Genomic DNA, 20580 nt, shown 5'->3' with positions numbered 1-20580 from the left:
ATTTTTCTGTGGTCCGATCATGTTAAGCCTGGTAAGAGAGCTGAACAAAAGAATGTCCGATTTGTCCAGCCATGGGCGGAGAGAGTTTCCGTATGCCTACTTCACCGGTATGAATAAAGGGATATTGTGAGATGATACGGTCCAGAATATTCCTGACTACAGTTTCCAGCATTTTTTGTGTACGGGCCATTTCTTCAAGTATAATGGTATTGATCACTTCGTAGTTGACCGTCCTGCTCAAGTCTTCAGTGTCGTCGTTCGCTTCAAAAGTTACCACCGCATCTACCATGAAGTAGATCCCGGTCAGTTGTTCTTCTGGATAGTATCCGTGTAACGCATGACATTGAACATCTCTTAATGCCACGGTCTGCAGATATTTGCGTTTACTGTTCATGCGGCAAAATTATATTTTTCCTTGGTTTTAACCAGCCATTCCGGTAAATTATTACCTTTGGATTGGTACTGATTGCTGAACCAAATATAGCGTAAACAATGAATAAATCTGCGAAAAAAGACCTTTACGAAGCTCCGGACTATTACCTCCTGGACGAATTGCTGTCCGATGAGCACAAACTGATCCGCTCAACTGCAAGGGACTGGGTAAAGAAAGAAGTAAGCCCCATCATCGAAGACTATGCGCAGCGTGCAGAATTCCCCAAACACCTGATCAAAGGCCTGGCAGATATTGGCGCTTTTGGGCCTACCATTCCCCAGGAATATGGTGGTGCAGGTCTGGACTATACTGCTTATGGTATCCTCATGCAGGAAATTGAACGCGGGGATTCGGGCATCAGGTCTACAGCTTCAGTACAGGGTTCACTGGTCATGTATCCGATTTTCGCATACGGATCGGAAGAACAACGCAAAAAATACCTGCCAAAGCTCGCATCTGGTGAATTAATGGGTTGTTTTGGTTTAACCGAACCTGACCATGGCTCCAATCCCGGTGGCATGGTGACCAACATTAAAGATCAGGGAAGCCATTATTTACTAAATGGTGCAAAGATGTGGATTTCCAATGCACCTTTTGCTGATATTGCTGTGGTATGGGCAAAAGATGAAGCAGGAAAGATCAGGGGTCTGATTGTAGAAAGAGGTATGGAAGGCTTCTCTACGCCGGAAACCCATGGCAAATGGAGCCTCCGGGCCTCTGCTACTGGTGAATTGGTATTCGACAATGTGCAAATCCCGAAAGAGAATATTTTTCCGGATATTACCGGTCTGAAAGGCCCCTTAGGTTGCCTGAATCAGGCCAGGTATGGTATTGCATGGGGCGCCTTAGGTGCTGCCATGGATTGCTATGATACTGCATTGAGGTATTCAAAAGAACGGATTCAATTTGGAAAACCCATTGGCGGCTTTCAGTTACAACAAAAGAAATTAGCCGAGATGGTTACAGAAATCACCAAAGGGCAATTGCTGGTTTGGCGTCTGGGTACACTAAAGACGGAGAACAGAGCTAGTGCGGAACAGATTTCCATGGCCAAGCGCAACAGCGTAGAAATTGCGCTGGACATTGCCCGCAACGCCAGACAGATGCTCGGTGGAATGGGGATCACAGGTGAATATTCAATTATGAGGCACATGATGAACCTGGAGTCTGTAGTGACTTACGAAGGAACGCACGACATTCACTTGCTGATTACAGGAATGGATGTCACCGGGATAAACGCTTTTAAATAAATTTTAATGAAATCTTCCACGCTCCCTTTTTGCTCCTTCTTTACCTTAAAAGTAGCAATTGTATATTTTTTCCTTTTTGGCATCCATACCCTGGTATATGGACAAAGTAAAAACTTTTCGGTAAACAGACAAAATCCGTCCTGGATCATTAAAACGGAACTTAAAGGGGCCAGGCCCCTAGACAAGGACATCTCCGACGGATATTACCTCTCTGTTTATGAGAATCAGAATCATGTAGAACTGCAGGAGGAATACACACATATCGTCAGGGAGATTGTATCGGATGCGGGAGTCCAGAACGGATCACAGATCAGCGTAACTTACGACCCGAGTTTTCAGAAACTGATTTTTCATCAGATCATTGTAAAACGCAATGGAAAGACATCGGATCAACTGGCAGCTCCCCGTTTCAAGGTACTCCAAAATGAGAAGGACCTTTCCAAGTTTATTTACAGCGGCACTTATGATGCTTTTCTTTTACTGGAAGATGTACGTAAGGGTGACCAGATAGAGTATGCCTATACCATCAGGGGAAGCAATCCGATCTTCGGTAGCAAATATGCCTCCAGCTTTTATTTTGAGGGTTCCAGCAGCATCGGACAATTGTACATGAACCTGATTGCCTCTGGCAATAGAAAAATGCAGTTCAAAAATTTCAACGGTGCTCCGGCAGCAAAGATCACAGCACAAAATGGATATAACATATATGAATGGACAAGCAGGTTAACGAAAACCCACCGTATCGCCGATTATGAGCCCTCCTGGTATAATCCATTGAAAAGGACACAATTTTCCGAGTACCAAAGTTGGAATGAAATTGTCTATTGGGGCCTGAACATCAACAGTTATCCCAATCTTAATTCTCCTTTGCTCAATAAAAAAATCACTGAATTAAAAGCGGAATCTGGGAGCAATAAAAAGAAATACATCGAATTGGCTACGCGTTTTGTGCAGGACGAAATCAGGTATATGGGAATAGAAATGGGGGTTTACTCCCATCGCCCAAATTCACCTGAACAAGTCTTGAAACAACGTTACGGCGATTGTAAAGATAAGTCTCTCCTGCTACAGCACCTGCTCAGCGCCGAGCATATCGCAGCTTATATGGTATATGCGGACACTGAGAGTACCATCAGGACCAACGAATACCTCCCCAGTCCTTTTGTATTTAACCATGTAATTGTAGCGGTAGACTATGCTGGAAAAAGAACCTGGATAGACCCCACCATTTCTTACCAGCGGGCTAAGTTTGATGATTTCTATGCACCCGACTACGGCCATGTACTGGTGATCAAACCGGGCGTAAATGCGCTGGAGAGAATGGTCAGTAAACCTAAGGGAAAACTGGTTGCGAAACTGAGCTTTGACGTTGCTGATACGAGCGATAATAAAAAATCCACCTTGCTGATTAAAAGTAAATATACCGGCAACTATGCCGACAACATCAGGTCGGCCATCGCGGAATCCGGTACAGACGGATTAGAAAAAGATTACCTAGAATATTACGGTAAATATTATACAGACATTTCTTCAGCAGCCCCGATCAAAATCTTGGATAATGAAAAAGACAATACCGTTGAGCTGACTGAAAAGTATGAGATTGAGAACATCTGGACCACATCAGAGGATAGCGACGAAAAACGGGTCTATTTCTATGCGGATATGCTGAGCAGCGAACTCCGGAACTTAAAGGCAAAGAAAAGACTCGAACCGGTAATGCTGAAACACCCGGTAAATATCGAACAGGAACTGGACATCAGAATGCCTTATAATTACAGCAACGACAACGAAACTACCACTATTGAAAACAGCAATTACTTCTTCGAGTTGAGCACATCCGGTTCTGGCAAAACCATCAATTATAAGTATACCTACCGGAGTTTGAAAGATCATATTGAGGGCTCCGAAATCATGGATTATGTAAAGGATTACAAAAAGGTCGACAGGCAGCTCAGTTATTATTATGTCGCCGGCGGACTTTCATCCTCCCTGACTTCTGACCTGAATGCTTACGCAGTGCTTGCGGTTGTACTAACCAGCATGATCTTTTCTGTTTTTTGTATAAAGATCTATCAGAAAAGAACGGATTTCGATACAGAAAAATTGACCAGAGCTAAGCCGATAGCAGGATGGCTAATACTCCTGGCCATACGTGTTTTGTTGGGGCCTGTTGTAATTACAACTAAATTTATAACTTTAAATATCTTTAATAATGACCTTTGGTTCCAGCTGAATCAGATGGAAAACCTAAAAGGAAATCTATTGACAATAGTGTATGGGATTTATTTGTTAGGAAATTCCCTCCTTATACCTTATTCAATTTTATGTATTTTCTTATTTTTCAACAGGCGGGAGAGTTTTCCGATCCAATACTCAATTTTCACCAGACTGATGATTTGCAGTGCAGTACTTTCATCGCTATTAACACTTTTCACAGCGGGAGATTCCTACCTTGACTATAATACGGGTTATCAAATAGGTAAACTGCTGGGATCGATATCTATTTCTGTGATTTGCATACTTTATTTAAAAAAATCCCAGCGTGTCAGGGAAACCTTCGTATTTACTTATCCTGAATCTGAATGGACCAAAGCAATGATCAGGTATTACAATCATAAACTCATACAAAAACAGACTGTCCCCGCTGAGGAAACAGTCGAAATCGACGAAAAGCATGAAAACATTTAAAAAATACACTTACCTCCCTGCTCCCCCGGAAGAAGTATACCTGGCACTAACGAAAGCACAAAGTATTCAATTGTGGACTGGGGCTGAGGTGGAATTCACCGAAGCGCCTGGAACAGAGTTCTCTTTTTGGGATGGAGACATCTCGGGCAAAAACCTAGAGTTTGATTATGCCAAAAAAATTGTCCAACAATGGTATTTCGGCGAAGAAAATGAACCTTCGATAGTGACCATTAAACTGCACGAAGACAGGAAAGGCACTTCCCTGGAATTTGTACAAACGAACATCCCTGTAGCGGATTACGAAGATTTTACGTCTGGTATTATAGAGTACTATTTAGGAGGATTGATTGATTTCTTCGACGAGTAGTAGAAATAACTGAAATTTATCTTAGCGCATTCTTGCAATGAACAAAATCTACCTCTCGCTGATCGGCGGAACACTATGTTTGCTGATCAGCTCCTGTAAAACCTACCTGTCGCCAGCGGTGCTTGGCAATAACATTGGATACCTTGCCAGGCCCATGCTTTCTGACGACAAGCACAGCGCAACCTATGTGAACGGTGCCTATGCGGCTGCGCTTTCACCCAGCGGTCTCAGCATCGAAATGGGCATGCTCACAGCCCACCGCTCGCACACTTTCAACTCATTTAATCTTTCCTATGGTGCTTTCGGTTTCCTGGGAAAGGCCATGCAGGGCAATTCGGCTGTTGAGCTTAACGAAGATGAGTTGCCTCCATTCAAAAAGTCTACCTATGGACTGGGCCTGAGAACAAGCATGGGTTACCAGTTGGTGTCCGGTAACGGCAATACGAACTTCCGGCTCATCAACTGGGAAAATTCGTACAGTGTAGAAGCTGGCGATTACCTGAATTACCGGAAGAGCCTTTTTAATAAAGGCCTGTATAGCGACATTTCAGTCTCAGATCAAAAAAACGTTTGGACCACAGGCTTGTCTACAGAGATTATTTGGCATGCCAGGAGAAATAAAAATATCCAGCATGCTTTCCGTTACTTCATAGGATTCACCCCAGGCGCATTGAACAGCTTTGACAACGGAAATTCAGCGTTCAAAAATGAATACGGAAACACCCCTTCATCCAAGTCATTCAGCTACTTTCTCAAGATCTATCGTGTCTCGCTTACCTATGAGTATTCGAGCAACATCAATCTTGGAAACAGCATCTCGCTTGGATACTCTTTTTAATGAGTATCCAGGCGAATAAATTTAGGAAACGGCCTCGCTGTAAGCTGACCTGATTTCGTCCCGAAGGTTGTATTTGGATGCCATTACTTCTCCATAGGCTCCCGTGCTTCGCAACGCGATTAGGTCGCCCCTATGGCTTTCGGGTAATTCTACTTCTTTGCCAAAGCAATCCGTACTCTCGCAAATTGGCCCTACAACATCGTATTTTACCGCAGGAAGACCTGACTTGCTCAGGTTCTCAATCTTATGATAGGCTTGATATAACGCAGGCCTCATCAGCTCTGTCATCCCTGCATCCAGTATGATAAAGTTTTTCTTTTTACCATTCTTTACATACAGCACTTTGCTGATCAGTGAGGAGCATTGTCCTACCAAAGCCCTCCCAAGTTCAAAATGAACTTCCTGATTAGGCCTGACGTTTAAAAATTCATTGAAAATCTTAAAGTAAGCATCAAAGTCCGGAATCTGTTGATCCGGATTGTGATAATCAATACCCAGGCCACCCCCAACGTTCAGCACCTTCACGCTAAACCCACGTTCTTCAAACCAGGTCGCAAATTCATTGACACGCACACAAAGGTTCTTATAAACATCCAGGTTAGTGATCTGGGAACCAATATGGAAATGGATTCCTAAAAACTCCAGGTTAGCACATTTTCTCAAGGTTTCTGCACAGGCAGGAAGGTCCCAGGAATTGATTCCGAACTTATTTTCATCAAGTCCGGTGGTGATGTTGTGGTGCGTGTGCGCGTCTACATTCGGATTGATCCTGATCGCAACGCTCGCTTTCTTGCCTTTGGCTCCTGCCAGTTCATCAATCACTTCCAGTTCCTGAATAGATTCTACGTTGAAGCAAAATATATCCTGATCCAATGCACCATTGATTTCTTTATCAGATTTCCCCACACCTGCAAATACGACTTTTCCTTTATCAAAGCCTACTTCTATGGCTCTATTCACTTCGCCTACGCTCACGCAGTCTGCACCAAAACCAATGGCTTCTATACAGTCCAATACACGTTGATTGAAATTTGCTTTCATGGCATAATGCACATGAAAATTATATAACTTCGCTGCTGTCGCACAAGTCGCCAACGTCTTTTGCAACAAAGCAAGATCGTAATGGTAGAAAGGTGTTTCTAAACTGGCGAAATGCGAAATATCTTTATCAGAAAACATAATGTTCAAGTTTCTTATTGTAATTCTTATTCTTGTTTTGGCGCTGATCTATTTCGGCAATTACATGGATTACAGAAAACAGCACATCAGCAGAAAGGAGTACGATAGGAGAATCAGACTCTTTATCGCACTCGTATTCCTTGTCGTCGCTATTTTGGTCTGGCTAAGGCGCCACTGATCACTCAAATAAGCGGTTGTGCAAGCTCTTCAGGGCCTCTGTTTTATCACCCGTATTGATCAGCAGTGAGATATTGTAACTGCTTCCTCCGTAAGAGATCATGCGCACGGGAATGTGTTTGATTGCATCAAGTACACGGGCAGCATAACCATGTGTCTGTGCACTAAAATCACCCACTACACAAACAATAGACTGATCGTTATCCACTTCCACAGTACCAAAATCATGAAGTTCCGCTATGATCTGCTCCAAGTTATCGGTGAAATCAACAGTGACCGACACCGCAACTTCCGAAGTGGTGATCATATCGATCGGCGTTTTGTAACGCTCGAAAATTTCAAATACACGTCGTAGGAAACCATAAGCCAGCAGCATGCGGCTGGAATGGATTTTGATTGCGGTAATGCCGTCTTTAGCAGCAATAGATTTGATCTTTCCTTTTTCACTTTCCGTGGAGATGAGTGTACCGAAAGCCTGGGGCTCCATGGTATTCAATAACCTCACCGGGATCTTATATTTCTGTGCAGGGAATACCGACTGCGGATGCAGGATCTTAGCGCCAAAATACGCAAGCTCGGCAGCTTCATCAAAAGAAAGCTGGGAAATTGGCTTGGTTCCTTTTACGATTCTGGGATCGTTATTGTGCATACCATCAATATCTGTCCAGATCTGTACTTCTTCAGCGAGAATAGCAGCGCCCAATAGAGAGGCAGTATAGTCGCTTCCTCCCCTCCTCAGATTATCTACCTCTCCAAAACTGTTCCTGCAAATAAACCCTTGGGTAATGAACAGGTTGTTTCCTTTGTGTTGCTCAAGCAAAGGCTGCAAATGCTTTGTGCTGAATGGGATATCGGGCTCGTTATCTTCATCTATTTTCATGAAATCCAAAGCAGGCAACAGTACTGAAGGCACGCCAATAGATTTCAGGTAAATGTGGTAGAGGGTAGTCGACAACAGTTCTCCTTGTGCCAGTACCACTTTTTCCTCAATGGGCGTGAAAAGATCATTCGCCAGTGTAGCCAGAAAATTAAAATGATAGTCCACGACTTCCTGACCCTGCTCACGGAATTCGCCTTCCGGCAGCAATTCAATTACAAATTGATTGTATTTTTCATGTAATGCGTTAATCAATGTTAACGCAACCTGTTTATCTTCCTTTAAAAGTTTGGCTGAAATTTCTACTAAACTATTGGTTGTACCAGACACTGCCGATAAGACCACAATTTGTTCTTCCGCCGGATCAATGATATCCAGCAATTTTTTCATGCGCTCAGGGCTTCCCACGGAAGTTCCTCCAAACTTTAATATTTTCATAATTTTATAATGGTTATACAGTTGATTTCCTCCGGACCCGCCGGATTTCACCGTTCAATTGTTTTTACGTTAACTAAACTTCAGGCATAAACCTGAAACTTTCATTAACAATTGTTTAATCTTTAAAACTCAATAAATATTTTAATCAAATTGGTTATATACTTATATTAGGCCGTGAAATTAAAGAAAACGCTGTTAATAATCGTGATATTGAGAAAATATTTTGATGATTAACAATGCTTCAGAAAACTACAGTTCCATATATTTGTTTGCTATTAGAAATTTTTAAAAAAACACCCCATATCTTATGCAATTAGAAGACGCGACATTAAGCACGATAAACAGCTGGCTTAATGGAAATTACGACCAAAAGACCAAAGAAGAAATACAGGCATTATTAGATAAAGAAGCTTATACTGAGCTAACTGACTCTTTTTACAGGAATTTGGAATTTGGTACCGGCGGCCTTCGCGGAATTATGGGGGCAGGCTCAAACCGAATTAATAAATACACAATTGGTACAGCAACACAGGGTTTGAGCAATTACCTCCTGAAAAAATATCCGGCTGAACAGATCAAAGTGGCTATCGCACACGACAGCCGAAACAACTCAGATTACTTCGCCGGAATTACTGCCGACGTTTTTTCTGCCAATGGCATTCACGTTTATTTTTTCAGTGCACTCCGCCCTACTCCTGAACTGTCATTCGCTATCCGTGAACTGGGCTGCCGCAGTGGTGTAATGCTGACGGCTTCACACAATCCTAAAGAATACAATGGCTATAAAGCGTATGGCGCCGATGGTGGACAATTTACTGCACCTGACGATACCCTGGTCATGGATGAAGTGGCAAAGATCACCAGCATTGACGAAGTGAAATTCGACCGCATCGACAGTAATGTGGAACTAATCGGGGAAGATATCGATCAATTGTACCTCGATAAGATTACAGAACTTTCCGTCTCGCCTGAGGCCATCAGCCGTCAGAAAGACCTGAAGATCGTTTATTCTCCGATCCACGGTACAGGGATCACACTGGTACCAAAGGCATTGGAGCAGTTTGGTTTTACAAACCTGACCCTGGTTGAAGAACAAAGCACACCAGACGGAAATTTCCCTACTGTAGTATACCCTAACCCTGAGGAAAAGGAAGCATTAACCCTCGCACTTAAAAAAGCACAGGAAATTGATGCTGACCTCGTATTGGCTACAGATCCGGATGCCGACCGTGTCGGGATTGCGGTTAAAAATAACGACGGGGAATTTGTGCTCCTGAATGGCAACCAAACCGGAAGTTTGCTGATCAATTACCTGCTGAGCGCATGGGAAGAAAAAGGCAAGCTCAATGGCGAGCAATATATTGTGAAGACCATTGTAACCTCTAACTTGATCGAGGCAATCGCTAAAGCGAAAAACGTAACGTATTACAATACACTTACCGGATTCAAGTGGATCGGAAAACTGATGACTGACCTGGAAGGTAAGAAGACCTTTATCGGCGGCGGTGAAGAAAGTTATGGATATCTCATCGGCGAACTCGTCAGGGACAAAGATGCAGTCGTATCCTGTGCATTCATCGCAGAAATGACGGCTTTTTACAAGGATAAAGGAAGCAGCCTGTACGATGCGCTTTTGGACATGTACGTTCAATATGGAATTTATAAAGAGGAACTGGTCTCCATCACCAAAAAAGGAAAAACCGGAGCTGAGGAAATCAAAGCCATGATGGAGAAATTCAGGAACAACCCGCCTGCAACACTTGGAGGTTCTAAAGTGGCTACTTTGAAGGATTACGAACTTGGTGTTGAAACGGACCTGAGCACAGGTCAAAAAACAGAATTGGAGTTACCAAAATCTGATGTACTGCAATTCATCACTGAAGATGGAAGCATCATCTCTGCACGACCATCCGGAACAGAACCGAAGATCAAATTCTACTGCAGCGTAAACACAGTATTGAAAGACAGGGCTTCGTTCAAGCAAACAGACGCTGAGCTTACAGCTAAGGTAAAAGCAATCATGAAAGATCTGGAGGAGTAAGCTCCAGATCGCTATCTCTCTATAAAATGAGGTTGTAAGGTGACCTTGATTACACCTTTTTTATGCAAAGGATCATTGCTACTGGCCAGTTCATTCAGGACAATATCAATGATCCTTTCTGCAATCTCCTCTATCGGCTGATCTACTACACTAATCGGTGGCGTATGCAGTTTAAATACGTCATGATCATCGTAAGAGATGATACAAAAATCATCATCAATCTTCTTATTGATTTGCTTCAGCGCTCCCAGTCCTTTAATTGCCAGGTAATTGGTAGAAAACAAGACCGCATCAATTTCCGGATGCTCATTAAACAGCAGTGCCAATTGTTTATGCGTATCTTCTTCGGAGCTGTCAAAAGGTACCTCGATGTAAAATTCCTTATTGAACTCTTGCCCCTGCTCTTTCAACGCACTTTCATATCCAAAAAAACGATTGTTCATCTGGTCAACATGAAGATCTACGGTTACAAAGGCCACATTCTTCTTGCCCTTGTCCAGCAAATGCTTGGTCGCCATATAGGTTCCATTGAAGTTGTCAACTGCTACATAGTTCACTTCAAGATCAGGAAGGTTCCTGTCAAAGATCACTACCGGTATTTTCTCCGCCAGCAACAGCTTAATGTCTTCTTCTATACCAGGCACAGGTGCAATGATATAGGCATCTACCTGCCTCGATTTAAACATTTCAATCAGGTCCTTGGCTTTCGCAACATCATTTTCAGTACTGGAATAGCTGATTTTATAGCCTTTTTTATAAGCTTTGTCTTCGATTTTTCTCGCAATGCTCGCGAAGAAAGGATTGGAAATGTCTTCAACGATCAGTCCGATCGTCTTGGTATTCCCGGTACGTAGACTGCGTGCAATCTGGTTCGGTTTGAATTCAAATTCCTTAATGACAGCCTGTACCCTTTCGATCACCGCTTTACTAATGCGCATTTGTTCTGCCTTCCCGTTAAGGATAAACGACACTGTAGTTATTGATACATTCGCTTTATTTGCGATATCTTTTATAGACGCTGGTTTCATCTGATTTGTCCCTTACCTTTTACAATCCATTTCTCTGTTACAAGTTTCTCTAATGCGAACGGCCCCCTTGCATGGAGCTTCTGTGTGGAAATCCCGATCTCCGCCCCAAGACCGAATACCTGCCCGTCTGTAAAACGTGTAGAGGCATTCAAATAAACGACGGCGGCATCCACCTGATTCAAGAACAGCTCGCTTTTCGCTGCATCTTCTGTAATTATTGCCTCCGAATGTTTGGAAGAATAGGCCGCAATGTGATCCAGAGCTTCATCAATGCCTCTCACGATCTTAACAGAGCATTTATAATCCAGAAATTCCCTTCCGAAATCGTCTGCTTTTGCCAATTGAAGGAATGGATACGCCTGCTCCTCTAAAATCGCATAAGCCCGCTCATCCGCAAATACTTCTACGTCATAGGGCAACAGCTTTGGAGCCAGTATTTTTAAAAAATCTGCGGCTACCGATTCGTCCACTACAACTGTATCCAGGGAGTTGCATACAGATGGACGGGACACCTTCGCATTGACCACTATGTCAGCTCCCGACTCCAAATTTCCACTTTGTTCAATATACGTATGGCATACTCCCGCCCCGGTTTCTATAACCGGTACCTGCGCATTTTCCCGCACGAATTCAATCAATTGGTTTGAACCCCTCGGAATAATGACGTCGATGTATTTTTTCGCCCTTAGAATCTCCACAATATACTTTCGATCTGCCGGCAATTGTTGCACAATATTCCTGTCCAGACCAAATTCCGTTAATACCCCCTGTATCAGCGCGACAATATAAAGGTTGGTATGATAAGCATCCTGTCCACCCCTCAATACACAGACATTGCCTGAGCGGATACAAAGTGCGGCAACATCAACGGTTACATTGGGCCTGGATTCATAAATGACGCCCACTACGCCCAAGGCAACAGTTTTCTTTCGGATAAACAATCCATTATCCATAGTCTGCTCCGAAATTACTTTTTCGGTAGGATCAGGCAATGCGGCCACGTCACGGAGACTGTCGGCTAAGCCGACAATTCGTTCTGCATTCAGCAGCAACCTGTCCTTCTTGGGATCTGTATCCTCCATTTTCTGCAGGTCTTTCAGATTTTCCGCTATGATATCTGCCGTATGTTCCGTAATCACCACAGCCAATCGGTTGATCAGTCGTTGTTTATCCCGATCAGCAAGTGTAGAAATGGATTTCTTTGCTTCCCTTGCCTGGATCAGTTGTTCTTCAATCGAGTCCATTTTCATTATAAAATCACAATATCGCTGGCATTGGCTATCTCCAGGTTGTGTTGTTTTGAATCCTTAATTAATGCTTGCGATGATACCTTCGCCCTGGCCACTGCGACAATGTTGCCCGCTTCATCTATGAGTTCAAATATTTCACCGTCGGCAAAAGCGGCTATAATTGACTGCACACCTACAGCCAACAGGCTTTTCCGTTTACGGATAGCCTCAACCGCTCCGGCATCAGCCATCAGCCTTCCGGTGACCAGGCTACCACTGGCGAGCCATTTGTTTCGTGATGAGATCGAACCTTCCTTTGGCGTGCAGGCCGTTCCTGTTTCGCCAGCTACGGCTTTAAGTATACCATCCGGCGTCCTCACCCCGAAGATCACAACCTGAATCCCCATACTGGAAGCCAGATGAGCGAATGTTAGTTTCGAGGTCATGCCACCGAGACCAACTTCTGATGTATTCTTATTTGCCAGTGAAAATACATCATTATTGATAGAATCTATTTTAGGAATTACCTGACCTTCTTTGTCCAGCACACCCGGTACCGAAGTACCCAACAAGATCAGAGAAGCCCCAAAGCCCACACCGAGTAAGGTCGCCAATTCATCATTGTCGGAGAATTTTAGTTCCAGGTTACTCACTACATCATTCTCATTTGCTATTGGGATCACTCCATTTTTCCACAATTCTTCATAGGTCTCCTTCAACTGGAGAAATTGCCTGCGACTGGAAAAATGTTGACGTTCGCACAAACTCTGCGCGATGGAAATTTGGTAAGGTTCAAAATACCTGGAGTACATACCCAGCAGCAAGGGATTTCCTATTGCCGCAGCAGCCTTCCTTTCGCTCATTTTACCTTTATAATTTTTGATGTATTTCTTGCCCGCTGCTACCGCGCCCGAGGACACTAAAATTAAGTGATATGCTTTCGATAGCTCCGAAACCTGGCGGGTGATGTCGGCGATGATCGCTTCATCAATCTCGCCTTTCGGAGTCGTAATGGAGGCCGACCCTAATTTTAAAACAAGTATAGACTTGGTCATTTATATTTGATATTGTAAAATTCCTACTCGAAAGACCGAAAATAGATAATTTACATCGTTTTATCGTAACTATAACATAAAAAAATCCCCTGTCTGTGAAATAGCCAGGGGATTTTCTTCGGCAAAAGATAAGTTTATACCAATGAAGCGTCCAGACTGATGTCTACACTATATGCCTTACTCACCGGACAGTTGGCTTTAGCTCCTGCCGCGATTTCCTGAAACTGCGCATCTTCTATCCCTGGAATATCAGCCTTCAATACCAGATTCGAACTGGTAATGACACCATTTTCGAGAGACACGGTAGCTTTAGTTTCCAGTGATGTCGGGTTAAATCCAGCTTCGGTAAGGTCCAGGCTCAGTTTCATTGTAAAGCAGCCTGCATGGGCAGCGGCCATTAATTCTTCCGGATTGGTTCCTATGCCATCTGCAAATCTGCTGTTGAAGGAATACTGTGTTTGATCCAATACTTTACTGTCAGTGCTCAGATGACCTGAACCTTCTTTGATGGTGCCGTTCCAAACGGCTGTAGCATTACGTTTCATAATTCAATTTTTGTTAATTTACTTAGTTTTATCGCGGTTCTTATTGAGCTTGATCTTAATTTTTCCATCCTCACCATCTGTTGCCAGTAAATGTAAAACTATTCCTTTCATCCTGCGCTCCTTTTTTTCCTGGCTGTCCGCAATCTCCTCGTCTTTTTTGGGATTCCGCAATGGTACATCCAATGCAATATTCGTTCCCGTACCTAATGAATAGACACCGGCAATATCCATGTTTAGCAGGGAGGAACTGATCTGCATCGGGTTAATGGTAATGTCCTTTCCTCTGAGATCAAATTTACCGTTGAGGTTACTGAAAGTAATGTGGTTCAGGTCACGGAAAGGAAAAGCAAATTTACCCACGCTCCGGATGGGGTCGAAATTAAGTAAAGCGCCTTTTTTAAGGTCGAAAATGATACTGCCTCTTAAAGAATTGGGCATGATCGCTCCTTTGTCATTGATGCTTCCCGATACATTTACTTTCGAATATAAATATCCCCTCAGATTTTTTGAGGTCAGGGTCTTCATCCCAAAATTGTCAAAGGCATAGAAGAAATGCTGAATATCTACATTGCTCAGACTGGTGTTTACACTGAAACCGTTGTACGAACCATTTTGACTCACGTTCCCATTCAATTTCAATGACCCCCCGGCATGTTTCACACTTACATTTTTGATAGAAATCCGGTTTTCCGACAAAAGCAGATCAGCATTGGCATCCGTTGCCAGAAATTTGTTATAGTAGACTTTGTCTACTTTTACATTCATGTTCACCTGGCTTTTCTCAAAGACTTCGTTCAGATTGTCTGAGAAATTACTCTTTACGGTTCTCTTTTTTGCTTTAGGCCTCCGTGTCCCCAGGAACCCAAGGAACTCGGCCAGATGCAGTTGTGGACTTCTGATCTTCCAGTTTAACAGGATTTTTTCCGGTGCGGTATAGTAAAGGTTAAGGAAGTTTTTGATGCTACCGTCCATATAAACAATGCTTTTGCCACTTTGCAGACGGATATTTTTAATGAATAGATCATTATCCGTGAAATTCAGTGCAATAGCGGTGTTTTTAAAATTAATCTTCCTCGGAACGTAGCTCAGGTCTGCATTCTTGATGTCAACTATACCTTTCACAAATGGTTTCGTCAGCTTAAAATCAACAATATCTGCGGTATAGGCAAGCTTGACATCAGCTGTCCCCTTACCAAATTTCAGCATGTTGTCACCGATCACATTATTCAGTTTAGCGATTTCAAACCTGGAAGTAAATACGCCTGTGGCAATGGGCTTATCCAGGTCATGGATCGATGCGGTATCAATGCTGAAGGGCATTTCTGCATAGCTGCCTTTAAATTTATAAAGTTTAATGGCTGAATTTTGATCTGTCGTGCCTTTACCCTTAATGTCATTATTGGTAAAGGTGCCCACAAAACTACAGTCTTTGATCACGCCACCAGGGGTAGTTAATGTATTTGTCCCTACTTCTGCTCTTACGTCGATGGAAGGATCGCCCCCGGGCCCCATATTGCCGGCAATCCGGCAGTTCACATGGATCGCGTTTTCCAGGTTGAACATATTAAGTTTAGAACTGATGTTGGGGGCCAGCAAGGCGGAAGCATTTTTCCATAAGATGTTTTTTGTTGTAATATCTATTGAAAAATCGGTGTTCTCCTTGGAGGTGTCAAACTGCGCAGCAATCAAAAAAGGGTCTGAACCGATATTAAGGGTATTTGGTGCTACCGATATGATGCCGGTTTCTTCACTATATTTCACCTGAAAGGGCCCTTCAAGAACTTTATCTTTTATAAAACTTCCCCTTAGGGTATTAAAAGCCATGCTTCTGGCTATTGCTTTGAGCTTAAAATCTGCTTCCCAGCCCGACCAGCCATAATCCATCTTCCCACTCAGTTCATCTAAAACAAATTGAAAGCGTTTATGTCCTTTCTGATTATCTACTACAAAGTTTACATTATTGAGCGCAAATTTCCCCAACTCCGCAGGTGCCTCCGCATCCTGCTCTGGTTTTGGTTTACTTTTATCTTTTTTCTTAAATATGGAAGTATTACTGTAGCCATTACTATCCGTATAGAGGTATATGGTAGCGTTATTAATTTCTATTTTTTTGATCTCCAAAGTGCCTGTAAGGAGCGCAAGGGCATTCACGGAAACATCAAAATCCTTGGCTTCCAACAGAGTATGTTGATGCCTGGACCACAGGCTGTCCCTCAGTATTACATTTCTTAAGCCGAGCGATACCCCCGGAAATCCACGAAGGAAGGTCGGTTCCATGCTTTCGATCGCCATGCTTCCATTCAAATTCTTGTTCAATTCACTGGTAACGCGTTGTAATAAGCTTTTTTTATTGACGTTCACATACACCGCCGCCGCGATGTAAACAAGCAGGACTACTCCGATGAGAATTCCCAATATCTTCAGTATAATTTTTGTCCAGCGTGGCATGTTTTGAGTTTATCTGTACAAACAGCGTAACAATTTTTACACCAATAATTTACGATAAGCCAAATTGCATGAAAAGCACAAAAAAAACGGAAGCAATTGATGCTTCCGTTTCCTATATTTTGATTTGTTCTGGTGCTCCCTTACGCGAGTTCAGGAACTTCCAGTTTCAAAACTTCTGAGGTTTCATTTCTAATCTGATCCGTCAACTCGGCATTTCCACTAAGCTGTATGCCATAAGAAGGAATCATCTGTTTCAGTTTTTGCTCCCATTCTGGGGTATGAATCTGATCTTTAAAGCAACGCTCCATTAAGGTGAGCATAATAGATACTGCCGTAGATGCACCTGGTGATGCCCCCAATAGCGCTGCAATTGATCCATCAGCTGCAGTTACCACTTCTGTACCGAACTCCAGGATTCCACCGTGCTTTTCGTCTTTTTTGATGACCTGAACACGCTGCCCCGCAGTCTCCAGTTCCCAGTCCTCCATTTTTGCAGTAGGCAGGTATTCCCTAAGGGCAACCATACGGTCTTCCGGCGACTGTCTCACCTGATCGATCAGGTATTTCGTCAGCTGCAGATTGTCCAGACCAGCAGAGATCATCGGCCGGATATTATTGATTTTGATAGATAGCGGTAGATCCAGCAAAGATCCATGTTTCAAAAAGCGTGTAGAAAAACCTGCATATGGTCCGAAAAGAAGGGCTTTCTTACCATCGATCATCCGGGTATCAAGGTGCGGCACGGACATGGGTGGGGCACCTACAGATGCTTTACCATATACTTTAGCATGGTGGCGCTCGATCACTTCAGGATTGACGCATTTCAGCCATTGGCCGCTTACAGGGAACCCACCGAAGCCATTTCCTTCAGGAATATTGGCTTTTTCGAGCAATGGCAATGAGCCGCCACCGGCACCGATAAATACAAATTTTGATTTAATGAGCCTTTTTTTACCGGTAGTCTCATTTTTAACTTTAACCTCCCAAAAGCCGTTCTTTTGTTTCAGCTTACGTACTTCATGGTGAAAATGAAGGTCTACCTGATCTAACTTTTGCAGGTGATTGAACATCATTCTGGTCAAGGCACCAAAATTCACATCCGTACCTAAGGTCATTCTCGTTGCAGCTACTTTTTCATTCGGGTCTCGGTCATCCATAACCAATGGCATCCATTCTGCCATCTGTTTAGGGTCCTCAGAATAGCTCATTCCTTTGAAAAGGTTACTTTTTTGAAGGTTATTGTAACGCGTTTTTAAGAATTTTACGTTTTCTTCTCCCCATACAAAACTCATATGCGGAATACCTTTAATGAAATCTTCTGGTGCACCAACGATTTTATTCTTCACCAGGAAGGACCAAAACTGTTTGGAAACCTCAAAGGATTCAGCAATAGCCACTGCTTTTTTGGTATCCACAGAACCGTCGGCTTTTTCAGGCGTATAGTTGAGCTCACAGAAAGCGGAATGTCCTGTACCCGCATTATTCCAGGCATCAGAGCTTTCTGCTGCAGCAACATCGAGACGTTCAAAAATCTCTATACTCAGGTCCGGCTGTAATTCTTTAAGCAACACCCCTAAAGTTGCGCTCATGATACCAGCGCCAATCAATATTACATCAACCGTGTTCTCCGAATTACTACTTTTACCAGTCATTTTTGAAATTTTTTGCAAAATTACAAATCAGTTAGCAATTTATATACCCAAATAGCAATTTGAATTGAATTATCTTGCCAACTTTTAACATATTAATGCAATTTTATAGCATAGTGCTAAATCCGCTAATTTTCCGGACGTATACATTCCATAAAATCAGGCACATCCCGGACATAATGGAAAGGTCGGCCACATTGAACACACCGGTCTGAAAAAGAAAAAGATCCATATGCATAAAGTCGGTCACCGAACCATGCACGAACCTGTCATACAGGTTGCCTGCACCCCCACCGATCACGAAACTGAGTCCAACAACAAAAAGAGGATCCAGTCGCTCCCTGCTCATCAAAAAATACAGTCCATAAAGCAATACCAATAAAGGGAGGAGTGAAAGCAATACAAATTTAAAGGCTGCAGGCAGCGAATCACCCGAACTGAGAAAGGCACCATAGTTCTCTACCTTGATCAGTGTCAGGCGGTCCTGTATAATAGAAACAGGCTCATGATAGTCCAATTGAGTCCTGGCAATGCTTTTCGTCGCTTGATCACAGCCCACATTAAGCAGGATAAGCACTACAATTAATGCTTTACTCATCACCTTTGTCCTTCCCATATATTTCAATACTTTCCCATTCAGCGCTGCGCTTATTTGAACGAACCTTGCTTTTTAAGTAACTTAAAGTAATCCGTTAGGTTTACACCAAAAGACTGTTCAAAAGCGGCTTGAAGGTCTTCTGGCTGTGGGTGCTTGTTTTTCCACTTACTGAAATACAATTGGAAGGCCTGGTCCATCTTTGCCCTTCCCGCCTGGCTTTCTAAAATGTATAGCCACAGGGCAGTTTTCACATAAGAGATCAGACCATACTCATCAGAGGAAGCAAATTGGGCTGCAGGAATATCTATCGGTGAATCCATAGGAATTTGCGTCATCGCACCATAAAGTCTGGCCTGAAAATCGGCTTCCGACAGGGCTTTTACTTCGGCAGGGATCTCGCCCATCATTGAGTTCGCACGGTATTTTTCGGCTTCGTACCTGAATTGAAAATAGGTATTCAGGCCTTCGTCCAGCCAAGTATGCTCCCTTTCATTACTGCCCAGCATACTCATGAACCAATTATGACCTACTTCATGCGCAATGACCGCATCCAGTGATTCTTTTTTGGCGTCGGGACTCGTGATCAATGTAATGGTTGGATATTCCATCCCGCCACTGGAATTGTTTTTCGGGCCTTCCACGACCTGCACCACCGGGTATTCATAATCGCCTATCCACTTACTGTATTTGCGTACAGCATCTTTGGTGTAGTCAATACTGTTGGTCCATAATGTCTCTTTTTTGTTGTGGTAATAAGTAAAAGCATCGATCACCTTACCGGATTCCAGTTTAACGGTATCGTACTGGATCACAAAATCCTTGTCGGCAAACCAGGCAAAATCCGGGACACTATCAATCTGGTAAGTTAATGTTTTGGTGCCCGTCTTTTGTTTTGGACTATATAAAGCCGGACTTCCTGTTCTATTCGCTACATTTTTAGCACCCAGGCTTTTATAGCTCGCCAGTTCATCGGCATTCTGCAAAACTCCTGTTGCGCCTACGATATAGCCGCTGGGTACGGTAATGTTAACTTTAAACGTTGCATAGTCACTGTAAAACTCCCCCATATCCAGGTAAGGGAACTCATTCCAGCCGGATTTATCGAACACAGCTGGCTTCGGGTACCATTGACAAGCCATAAATTCTCCGTCCGCAAATCCTGACCTTGAAAAGTAGGAAGGCAGTTTCACTTTAAAATCGGTACTGATCTTCACAGAATCTCCTGGCTTCAAAGGCGTAGCGAGCTTCACCTTGATGATGTCTATGTATTGCGGATTGGGATGGGCTTCTGTTTGCGCTACTTTCCCGTTCACTTTAAAATTCAGCCCCTCTATGCTTCCAAAAGTATATTTCTCCAGTTTCTTTACCCTGGAGGTATCATTTTTAATCTGCTGGAATAAAGCGGTAGATTCCTGCTTATAGGCATTTGGCCAGATGTGGAACCAGATAAAATCTAAGGTACTGGGTGAATTGTTCTTATACATGATCGTCTCTGATCCTTTCAGCGACTTTTCCTGGTCATTTAGTGCCACGTCAATATCATAACGGACTTGTTGTTGCCAGTAGGCCTCTTGTGCGAAAACAGCTGTACTGCAGCAGAGCAATAAAATGGTGAAGTATCTTTTCATCTATTCTGAATTTCCTGTTAATCTTTAATAAGGCTCAATAATACAAAACCCCTACGACAAAACAAACGCTCATCACCCTACTTTCTGTATAAACACTCAGATCCTTATACAA

Annotated in this window: 16 protein-coding genes; 5 read left to right on the top strand and 11 right to left on the bottom strand. The window is 43.1% G+C overall.

Features of this window, described 5'->3' with window-relative positions; genetic code table 11:
- Positions 1 to 22: 22 nt before the first annotated feature.
- Positions 23 to 394, bottom strand: coding sequence for a dihydroneopterin aldolase (locus tag WAE59_RS22515; protein ID WP_337858248.1), 372 nt, complete (start codon positions 392 to 394; stop codon positions 23 to 25).
- 98 nt (positions 395 to 492) lie between these two features.
- Here WAE59_RS22515 and WAE59_RS22510 point away from each other — a divergent pair, with 98 nt between their 5' ends.
- Genes WAE59_RS22510 through WAE59_RS22495 form a run of 4 tightly spaced genes read left to right on the top strand, consistent with a single transcriptional unit; the run spans position 493 to position 5576 of the window.
- Positions 493 to 1683: an acyl-CoA dehydrogenase family protein gene (locus WAE59_RS22510; protein ID WP_337858247.1), complete on the top strand. Its 1191-nt coding sequence runs from the start codon at positions 493 to 495 to the stop codon at positions 1681 to 1683.
- 6 nt (positions 1684 to 1689) lie between these two features.
- Positions 1690 to 4371, top strand: coding sequence for a DUF3857 domain-containing protein (locus tag WAE59_RS22505; RefSeq protein WP_337858246.1), 2682 nt, complete (start codon positions 1690 to 1692; stop codon positions 4369 to 4371).
- Positions 4358 to 4738, top strand: a complete 381-nt coding sequence (locus tag WAE59_RS22500) for an SRPBCC domain-containing protein (RefSeq protein WP_337858245.1) — start codon at positions 4358 to 4360, stop codon at positions 4736 to 4738. The genes WAE59_RS22505 and WAE59_RS22500 overlap by 14 nt, the downstream gene beginning before the upstream one ends.
- Before the next feature lie 37 nt (positions 4739 to 4775).
- On the top strand, positions 4776 to 5576 hold the full coding sequence (locus WAE59_RS22495; RefSeq protein ID WP_337858244.1) for a hypothetical protein: 801 nt from the start codon (positions 4776 to 4778) through the stop codon (positions 5574 to 5576).
- A gap of 21 nt (positions 5577 to 5597) precedes the next feature.
- Here the strand turns inward: WAE59_RS22495 and lysA are convergent, their stop codons facing one another.
- Together lysA and WAE59_RS22485 are read right to left on the bottom strand one after the other, a co-directional pair.
- Positions 5598 to 6755: a diaminopimelate decarboxylase gene (gene lysA / locus WAE59_RS22490; protein WP_337858243.1), complete on the bottom strand. Its 1158-nt coding sequence runs from the start codon at positions 6753 to 6755 to the stop codon at positions 5598 to 5600.
- Positions 6756 to 6933: 178 nt separating this feature from the next.
- The gene (locus tag WAE59_RS22485; protein ID WP_337858242.1) at positions 6934 to 8247 is read right to left on the bottom strand and encodes an aspartate kinase; all 1314 of its coding nucleotides are present in this window, start codon (positions 8245 to 8247) and stop codon (positions 6934 to 6936) included.
- Between the two features lie 307 nt (positions 8248 to 8554).
- On the opposite strand from WAE59_RS22485, the gene WAE59_RS22480 reads away from it, so the two are divergent.
- A complete protein-coding gene (locus WAE59_RS22480) occupies positions 8555 to 10288 on the top strand; it encodes a phospho-sugar mutase (protein WP_337858241.1) in 1734 nt (577 codons plus the stop codon).
- Positions 10289 to 10299: 11 nt separating this feature from the next.
- Here WAE59_RS22480 and WAE59_RS22475 read toward each other — a convergent pair whose 3' ends face one another.
- The 8 genes from WAE59_RS22475 to WAE59_RS22440 all read right to left on the bottom strand — a co-directional run bounded on the left by WAE59_RS22475 (position 10300) and on the right by WAE59_RS22440 (position 20468).
- A complete protein-coding gene (locus WAE59_RS22475; RefSeq protein WP_337858240.1) occupies positions 10300 to 11316 on the bottom strand; it encodes a LacI family DNA-binding transcriptional regulator in 1017 nt (338 codons plus the stop codon).
- Positions 11313 to 12560 (bottom strand): glutamate-5-semialdehyde dehydrogenase, encoded by a 1248-nt coding sequence (locus tag WAE59_RS22470; RefSeq protein ID WP_337858239.1) that lies wholly within the window; start codon positions 12558 to 12560, stop codon positions 11313 to 11315. The genes WAE59_RS22475 and WAE59_RS22470 overlap by 4 nt, the downstream gene beginning before the upstream one ends.
- Positions 12561 to 12565: 5 nt before the next feature.
- A complete protein-coding gene (gene proB / locus WAE59_RS22465) occupies positions 12566 to 13600 on the bottom strand; it encodes a glutamate 5-kinase (protein WP_337858238.1) in 1035 nt (344 codons plus the stop codon).
- Positions 13601 to 13734: 134 nt separating this feature from the next.
- Positions 13735 to 14145 (bottom strand): OsmC family protein, encoded by a 411-nt coding sequence (locus tag WAE59_RS22460; protein ID WP_337858237.1) that lies wholly within the window; start codon positions 14143 to 14145, stop codon positions 13735 to 13737.
- An 18-nt stretch (positions 14146 to 14163) separates the two neighbouring features.
- Positions 14164 to 16593, bottom strand: coding sequence for an AsmA family protein (locus tag WAE59_RS22455; protein WP_337858236.1), 2430 nt, complete (start codon positions 16591 to 16593; stop codon positions 14164 to 14166).
- A 140-nt stretch (positions 16594 to 16733) separates the two neighbouring features.
- Positions 16734 to 18263, bottom strand: coding sequence for a malate:quinone oxidoreductase (locus WAE59_RS22450; protein ID WP_337858235.1), 1530 nt, complete (start codon positions 18261 to 18263; stop codon positions 16734 to 16736).
- A gap of 85 nt (positions 18264 to 18348) precedes the next feature.
- Positions 18349 to 18858 (bottom strand): signal peptidase II, encoded by a 510-nt coding sequence (gene lspA / locus WAE59_RS22445; RefSeq protein WP_337858234.1) that lies wholly within the window; start codon positions 18856 to 18858, stop codon positions 18349 to 18351.
- Between the two features lie 32 nt (positions 18859 to 18890).
- Positions 18891 to 20468 carry a M1 family metallopeptidase gene (locus WAE59_RS22440; protein WP_337858233.1) on the bottom strand — a complete coding sequence of 526 codons (1578 nt, stop codon included), beginning with the start codon at positions 20466 to 20468 and terminating at the stop codon, positions 18891 to 18893.
- Between the last annotated feature and the right edge of the window lie 112 nt (positions 20469 to 20580).

Origin of the sequence: Pedobacter sp. GR22-6 (assembly GCF_037402555.1) — a bacterium.
Lineage (GTDB): Bacteria > Bacteroidota > Bacteroidia > Sphingobacteriales > Sphingobacteriaceae > Pedobacter.
The sequence above is the reverse complement of the archived record's forward strand: the minus strand, read 5'-3'. Positions and strand labels throughout refer to the sequence as shown.

Coding starts and splice junctions, on each gene's coding strand:
- WAE59_RS22480 (WP_337858241.1), top strand. CDS start 8,555: ATGCAATTAGAAGACGCGACATTAAGCACGATAAACAGCTGGCTTAAT.
- WAE59_RS22460 (WP_337858237.1), bottom strand. CDS start 14,145: ATGAAACGTAATGCTACAGCCGTTTGGAACGGCACCATCAAAGAAGGT.
- WAE59_RS22485 (WP_337858242.1), bottom strand. CDS start 8,247: ATGAAAATATTAAAGTTTGGAGGAACTTCCGTGGGAAGCCCTGAGCGC.
- proB (WP_337858238.1), bottom strand. CDS start 13,600: ATGACCAAGTCTATACTTGTTTTAAAATTAGGGTCGGCCTCCATTACG.
- WAE59_RS22515 (WP_337858248.1), bottom strand. CDS start 394: ATGAACAGTAAACGCAAATATCTGCAGACCGTGGCATTAAGAGATGTT.
- WAE59_RS22455 (WP_337858236.1), bottom strand. CDS start 16,593: ATGCCACGCTGGACAAAAATTATACTGAAGATATTGGGAATTCTCATC.
- WAE59_RS22440 (WP_337858233.1), bottom strand. CDS start 20,468: ATGAAAAGATACTTCACCATTTTATTGCTCTGCTGCAGTACAGCTGTT.
- lysA (WP_337858243.1), bottom strand. CDS start 6,755: ATGTTTTCTGATAAAGATATTTCGCATTTCGCCAGTTTAGAAACACCT.
- lspA (WP_337858234.1), bottom strand. CDS start 18,858: ATGGGAAGGACAAAGGTGATGAGTAAAGCATTAATTGTAGTGCTTATC.
- WAE59_RS22495 (WP_337858244.1), top strand. CDS start 4,776: ATGAACAAAATCTACCTCTCGCTGATCGGCGGAACACTATGTTTGCTG.
- WAE59_RS22510 (WP_337858247.1), top strand. CDS start 493: ATGAATAAATCTGCGAAAAAAGACCTTTACGAAGCTCCGGACTATTAC.
- WAE59_RS22470 (WP_337858239.1), bottom strand. CDS start 12,560: ATGGACTCGATTGAAGAACAACTGATCCAGGCAAGGGAAGCAAAGAAA.
- WAE59_RS22505 (WP_337858246.1), top strand. CDS start 1,690: ATGAAATCTTCCACGCTCCCTTTTTGCTCCTTCTTTACCTTAAAAGTA.
- WAE59_RS22500 (WP_337858245.1), top strand. CDS start 4,358: ATGAAAACATTTAAAAAATACACTTACCTCCCTGCTCCCCCGGAAGAA.
- WAE59_RS22475 (WP_337858240.1), bottom strand. CDS start 11,316: ATGAAACCAGCGTCTATAAAAGATATCGCAAATAAAGCGAATGTATCA.